Here is a 3,745-nt window from a genome sequence, read left to right on the forward strand (position 1 = left end):
ACCCCGAGTCAACTGGGCACAGCTGGAACACGTTGGTCCAGCGTTATGAGGGGGTCGAACGTCGTATCGCGTTGTTCAATTGTCGCGAAGACCGCGTGGATCGTTCGTTGCAATTGGCCGAAGCGTGCATGCGATGGCATCCGGCGGATCACTATGTGTTGTCCGGCACGGGGACCGAAGTGTTCGCACGCCGTGTCATCCAGAGCGGTTTGTCGCGAGACCGGTTGACGTGTGCTGAATCACAACCGGCAACGCAGTTGGTCAACTTGCTGCGAGGCCAATCGGGACGTTCATCGATGGTGATGGGGATGGGGAACATCGCCGGTCCTGGGATGGATTTGTTGGACTATTTTCGCAAGGCGGATCAAATGCAACGCCTTCAGTTTGCGGATCACATTCCTGTAGGAGCGGCCTAATGAGTTTAATGGATGTCGACATCACGTTGCTTGCGATTGCGATTGGACTGTTGATCAGTTTGGTGGTCACCGAATTACTCGGGCTAAGCGTGGGCGGGATGATCGTACCGGGGTACATCGCTTTGTCGTTGCACCAACCGGTCGCCGTTCTGCTGACAATCGTCGCGGCGATGATCACATGGGGACTGGTGCGATTGGTGTCCCACTGGGCGATCTTGTTTGGTCGCCGACGCGTGGTGCTGACCGTGATGATTGGTTTTGCAGTGGGGATGGGAATTCGCTTAGCCGCCAACGCAGTGTCCGTCGCAGCGGTGGCCAACGCGGCGGATGATGTTGTCAGTCCGATCGTGATGATTGGTTTTATCATTCCCGGTTTAATTGCATTGTGGTTTGAACGTCAAGGATTTATCGAAACGTTGTCGCCGATGATGTCGTCGGCGGTCCTGGTGCGTTTGACCTTGATTCTTGTCGGCGTGGAGGTCATTGGATGAACGAGCTCAGTAGCAATGGGGATGCACGCAAATCTCCTTTTCAAGTGATGTATTGGCGTCCAAAACGGCTATCACGCGCCGGATTGTGGGCCGGCATGATCATGTCGCTCTCAGGAATGGCGCTGGTGCATTTTTGGCCGGCAAAAGTTTCTCCCGAACATCACGAACAATTGATTGCTGCGGCGACAAAAGCCGAATCGGCGATGCAAGTGATCGCCAACGTCCATCAAAAGCAAGGACTCCGCTCGGTGGCGAAGTTGGACCCGCTTGATTCACATTTGATTGGTCCTTCGATGTCGCTTGTCACCAGCAAGCTAGGTTCGCTCGAGTCAAAACAGACTTCGATCAATCCCAATTTCGCCGCCGTGGTGGTGAAATGGTTCGAAGAGGCTGGGGTGAAGCCGGGCGACCGGGTGGCGATTGGCGCAAGTGGTTCGTGGCCTGCGCTAAATATTGCGGTTTACATGGCTGCCGAGACGTTACAGTTGAAGCCGACGATCATTCTATCGGCAGCATCGAGCCAGTATGGTGCGAATCGTCCGGAAATGATGTGGGTCGACATGGAAAAACATTTGCACGATGCCGGCCTGATCTCGTTTCGGGCAACCGCGGGAACCTATGGCGGATTGTATGATCGTGCATCCGGAATGCACGAGCAAACGCGTCAATTACTGGCCGACGCAATGGACCGGAACGGTGTGCGGATGCTTTCATCCACCGGTTTGCGAGATTTGATCGATGAGCGGATGACACTTTATGAGTCGGAAATTCAATCCGATTCCTATGCCGCCTACGTGAACATCGGAGGCGGATCGGCATCGATTGGTGGCAGTGAAGGCAACTCGTGTTTTGCCCCCGGTGTGCACACTGAGGTCCCTGGCGATGAACCGCTACCGAACTGCATTGCGGCTCGAATGTTGGCCACGAACGTGCCTGTGATTAATGTGGTCGATGCCAAATCGATTGCCGAGCGATACGCGATGCCGATCGCACCAGTGGTCCATCCGGCGGTGGGACAAGGCGATGTTTTCGGCCGCAACGTCTACCGCCGCTCGTTGGCGGGCGTGGTCATGGGGTTGACGTGGTTGATGATGGCGATCACCGTCGCACCGGGGATTGTTCTGCATCCGCTGCGATCATGGAAGACGTGGCGGAAATCGGCAGACGATTCCTCTGACGCGTCGTCGATGCCCAAGCACGTCGAGCTGATGATCTGATTGTTACGCGCAGGATACGTTCGCCGACGAGGGGCGGCGGTCACTTGTTTAGGTGTTTTTGACCATGACGATCTCGTTCCCGGAATCGTTAAAACGAACCTCGTCCATGAACGAGTGGATCAAAACCAGCCCGCGTCCCTCTTCGGCATCCACGACATCGTGAGCCTCGGGTTCTAAATGCGCTTCGGTATCAAACCCCTTTCCTTCATCGTTGACAATAAAGACGAGTTGTTCGCGGCCCAGATGCGCGCGGAAAATCACGCGGCGATCGCCGTAGGGTGACTCCGATCGTCGTTTCTCAATCAAGGTCAACTCCTCAGCGACGTGCAACTCTTCGTCTTCGAGCTGCTCTTGATGGCTGATTTCCAGATTGCCCCGGATCATCGCGTTCAGTAACGCTTGTTCAATTGCCATGCCGATCCGAGCGCGAGCCACTTCGTCGCAAAGATGGATACCGCCGACCATTTGCTGCATCAGATTGACCAGCGGGGGAACCAAATCTGGGTTATTCTCGAGTGTGAATTGAAATTGATTGTAGTCCAGACGATCAATTAGATGCTGGTAGCTCATTGGCGTGTCCAATAGTCCCAGCACATGTTCGATGGATCCCAGCAATTGTTCGTCGACAACGGACTTGGGCAGATAAGCCGCAGCGCCGTCGAGTAATGCTTGGGCTGCGAGTTCTTCGCTGCCTTGGCCCGTAATCAGGATCACAGGTACCGATGCATGTTTACTGCGAATGGCTTGAACCAATTCCAGTCCATTCATATTGGGCATTTGCATGTCGGTGACGACGATGTCAGGAAGTTGCTCGCTCATTATCGCGAGCGCCTTTGCACCGTCGGTAGCCACTTGGACTTCGTGTGAGTCTTCTTCGAGAAGAGCACGCAGCATGATGACTTGAGTGGGACTGTCTTCTGCTAATAGAACACGCGACATCGTGCTTTCCATAATTAAGGGCTTTGTCGGGGTGTTAGACTTACCGCCGCAGCATTGGAAATTGTAAAGGGACAACAAGCGACAAGATAGACAGCAATCAAGAATCCCAAACGTGTCCAAGCAAGAGGTTTTGATGAGACGTCGTCTTTGTTTTCAACCCCGGCAATATACTACTTTGCGGCGTTGCCGAGAAACTCATTGGTTTCGCCGAGTGTGTTGCGGAGCAATTGGTGTAGTCGTTCATGATCGGGACTGACGTTGTCGAATTGGTTGCTCTTCGCCGCCTTTTCGATTTCCAGGGTGCATTCGGACAACTGGGTAGCGCCGATCGCCATCGAAGCTCCTTTGAGTGTGTGCGTGGAGCTTTTCAGCAAATCAGCGTCGCGATCGGTGATGGCTTTGTCAATTTGCTCAATTAGCGTTTCGCTTTCTTCAGCAAATGCTTTAAACAATTCGGCAATCAGCGGAGGGTTGTTTCCAATCGTGGTGTACAGTTTGTCCCAGTCAATCCAGGCGGTGAGCTGATCGTTTTGCGTCTCATCGCAGCTCTCCGGTGCGTTTTGGTGATTGGATGCCTCGTCATAGACGGCTCTTGAATCGGTCGCGTCGGTGGCGTCTTCGTCGCAAGCCTGTTGGGTTTGTTGTGCTTGTTCGGCTTGCATTTGAGTCGAAAGGTTGCTCT

The 3,745-nt window shown here is 53.9% G+C and carries 4 protein-coding genes and 1 pseudogene; 3 read left to right on the top strand and 2 right to left on the bottom strand.

All coding sequences use genetic code 11. The annotated features are described in order from the left end of the window. From RMSM_RS41085 to pgsW, 3 genes and pseudogenes are all read left to right on the top strand, one after another. Window positions 1-416, top strand: a pseudogene (locus RMSM_RS41085) (hypothetical protein); the annotation flags it as partial. After that, complete coding sequence (gene pgsC, locus RMSM_RS19410) at window positions 416-907, top strand: poly-gamma-glutamate biosynthesis protein PgsC (protein ID WP_052031711.1); 492 nt, start codon at window positions 416-418, stop codon at window positions 905-907. The pseudogene RMSM_RS41085 and the gene pgsC, both read left to right, overlap by 1 nt. Continuing rightward, window positions 904-2,124, top strand: coding sequence for a poly-gamma-glutamate system protein (pgsW, locus tag RMSM_RS19415; protein ID WP_008699939.1), 1,221 nt, complete (start codon window positions 904-906; stop codon window positions 2,122-2,124). Before pgsC ends, pgsW begins: the two co-directional genes overlap by 4 nt. A gap of 48 nt (window positions 2,125-2,172) precedes the next feature. On the opposite strand, the gene RMSM_RS19420 is transcribed toward pgsW, so the two are convergent. Both RMSM_RS19420 and RMSM_RS19425 read right to left on the bottom strand, forming a co-directional pair. Further along, window positions 2,173-3,063 (bottom strand): response regulator, encoded by an 891-nt coding sequence (locus RMSM_RS19420; RefSeq protein ID WP_040768240.1) that lies wholly within the window; start codon window positions 3,061-3,063, stop codon window positions 2,173-2,175. Window positions 3,064-3,233: 170 nt separating this feature from the next. Further along, a partial coding sequence (locus RMSM_RS19425) for an Hpt domain-containing protein (RefSeq protein WP_236622216.1) occupies window positions 3,234-3,745 on the bottom strand: 512 nt, incomplete at its 5' end.

It is taken from the genome of Rhodopirellula maiorica SM1, assembly GCF_000346295.1.
GTDB lineage: Bacteria > Planctomycetota > Planctomycetia > Pirellulales > Pirellulaceae > Novipirellula > Novipirellula maiorica.